The following is a 2,298-nucleotide window of genomic DNA, read 5'->3' as shown; positions in this document are numbered from 1 at the left end:
CCACGTCGTCGATGCGGCGTGGTGCGCCGATCTCGCAGTGCAGCCACTCGCAGCCTCGCGCCAGCCAGGGGCGGGTGGCAGGCCATTGCGCAGCCCACAGGTCACGGAAGTGGAAAGCCCATTGCGCCACCAGAGCGGTCGTCAGGAGCAGGGCCGCGAACGACAGCGTGATGCGCATGGCGGGGCTGCGCCACCGCTCCCGCTGCTTGGCCTGTTGCACGAAGCCCGGTCCACGCCGGGCGGCTTCAAGCTTGGCGCGGGCTTCTTTCACCGATGAGCGCGCGATGCCGGTGCCGCTGCTCTTCTTGTTGCCCGGCGATGCCGGCTTGCCGTCGCTCAGCAAGGCAGTGTTGAATTGCGCATCGGCGAACTCGACGCGGTCACGCGCCTTCACCGACTGCGCCGGAGTCTGGTCGACGTCGGCTTGCTCGGGCTGGAAGAAGCGCGAATGGATGCGGTCGCCGTCGCTGAGCTGGAACACATCGTCGTCGTCGTCGGGCGGCTCGGGCTGCATCTCGAACGCGGCCGTGACGGTGGCGGCGAGGGGTGCGGGCGTGGGGACGGGAGGGGGCTTCCAGTTGGGAGGCGCATCGCGCTCCAGGTCGAACAGGCCTTCGATGGCGTTGAAGACTTCGTTGCAGCGGCCGCAGCGGACCCACCCTTCGGAGACCTTGAGCTGGTCTTGAACGACTCGAAAAACGGTGCCGCAGGAAGTACAGCGTGTGGCCAGACTCATGGCGAAATCATGCCATGCCGATTCATGCCGGGAACTGTGCGCTCATCAGGATCCACCCATCCTCGGTGTCGCTCACGTCGAGCCTGCACCAGGGCGCGTAGGCCTGCTTCAACTCGTCGGCCTGGCGTTCGAGGATGCCGGCCAGCACGAGATGCCCGCCCGGCTGCACATGGCCGCACAGCAGCGGGGCCAGCAACTTGAGCGGTGTGGCGAGGATGTTGGCGAGCACCAGCTCGTAGCGGCCGTTGGCGGCGTCGGGCAGGCCGGCCTGCAGGCGCACCTGGTTGGCCTTGGCGTTGGCCACGGTGGATTCGACGGCTGCCGGGTCGATGTCGACCGCATCGATGTGCTGCGCGCCGTGCAAGGCCGCACCGATCGCGAGGATGCCGGAGCCGCAGCCGTAGTCGAGCACGCGCGGCCATGGCTGCGCGTGCTGCGCAGTCCAGCGCAAGGACATGCGGGTGGTGGGGTGCGTGCCGGTGCCAAAGGCGAGGCCCGGGTCGAGCCGGATCACCAGTTTGGCTTCGGCCGGCGCCTCGTGCCAACTGGGCACGATCCAGAAGCTCGGCGTGATGGGTACGGGCGCGAACTGCGATTGCGTGATGCGCACCCAGTCTTCGTCGGGCACGGTTTGCAGCGACTGCAGGTGCACACCCTGCGCCCAGTCTTGCGCCATCAGCAATGTGGCCGCTTCGGTGGCCAGTTCGTCGCTGCCGAACAAGGCCTTCAGGATGGAGCGCTGCCAGCCGCCACTCGGCGCCGGCATGCCAGGCTCGCCGAACAGCGCGCGCTCGGAGTCGGTGTCGGCATCGGCGTCTTCGACCGACACCGACAGCGCCTCCAACTCATCCATCAAGGCATCCGAGACCGGCTCGACCAAGTCCTCGGGCACCAACAAGAGCAGTTCAACCATGGCCATACAACAAGTGCGAGCGCAGCGACGCACCCATCAAGCAACGCCCGCGGAGCCGGCTCTGCCGGTCCGCCAGGCGGCGCCCCTTGGGGGCAGGAGCGAAGCGACTGGGGGGCTCACCTTTTATGCTGACCCATCCAGCCTTCGAGGTAGTGAATGCTGGTACCGCCTTCGATGAACTTGGCGTCGGCCATCAGCTCACGATGCAGCGGGATGTTGGTCAGGATGCCTTCGACCACCGTCTCCGACAGCGCAATGCGCATGCGCGCGAGCGCCTGGTCGCGGGTGTCGCCGTGGGTGATGATCTTGCCGATCATCGAGTCGTAGTTGGGCGGCACGAAGTAGTTGGTGTACGCGTGCGAATCAACACGCACGCCCGGCCCGCCCGGTGCATGCCAGGTGGTGATGCGGCCTGGCGAGGGCGTGAACTTGTACGGGTCTTCGGCGTTCACTCGGCATTCGATGGCATGGCCGCGCATCTGGATCTGCCGCTGCGTGAACGGCAGCTTCTCCCCGGCGGCGACGCGGATCTGCATCTGCACGATGTCGATGCCCGTGACGAGTTCGGTTACCGGGTGCTCCACCTGCACGCGGGTGTTCATCTCGATGAAGTAGAACTCGCCGTTCTCGTACAGGAACTCGAAGGTGC

The 2,298-nt window shown here is 66.7% G+C and carries 3 protein-coding genes; all 3 read right to left on the bottom strand.

Going from position 1 to position 2,298, the window contains the following annotated elements:
* On the bottom strand, positions 1 to 736 hold a 736-nt coding region (locus VFL64_RS04275), incomplete at its 3' end, for a zinc-ribbon and DUF3426 domain-containing protein (RefSeq protein ID WP_489539147.1).
* Positions 737 to 758: 22 nt separating this feature from the next.
* Positions 759 to 1,649 (bottom strand): 50S ribosomal protein L11 methyltransferase, encoded by an 891-nt coding sequence (prmA, locus tag VFL64_RS04270; RefSeq protein ID WP_489539146.1) that lies wholly within the window; start codon positions 1,647 to 1,649, stop codon positions 759 to 761.
* Between the two features lie 116 nt (positions 1,650 to 1,765).
* Positions 1,766 to 2,298 (bottom strand): ATP-binding protein (locus VFL64_RS04265; protein WP_489539145.1); only part of this gene is annotated, 533 nt, incomplete at its 5' end.

It is taken from the genome of Rhizobacter sp. (assembly GCF_035702065.1).
Taxonomy (GTDB): domain Bacteria; phylum Pseudomonadota; class Gammaproteobacteria; order Burkholderiales; family Burkholderiaceae_C; genus Rhizobacter.
The sequence above is the reverse complement of the archived record's forward strand: the minus strand, read 5'-3'. Positions and strand labels throughout refer to the sequence as shown.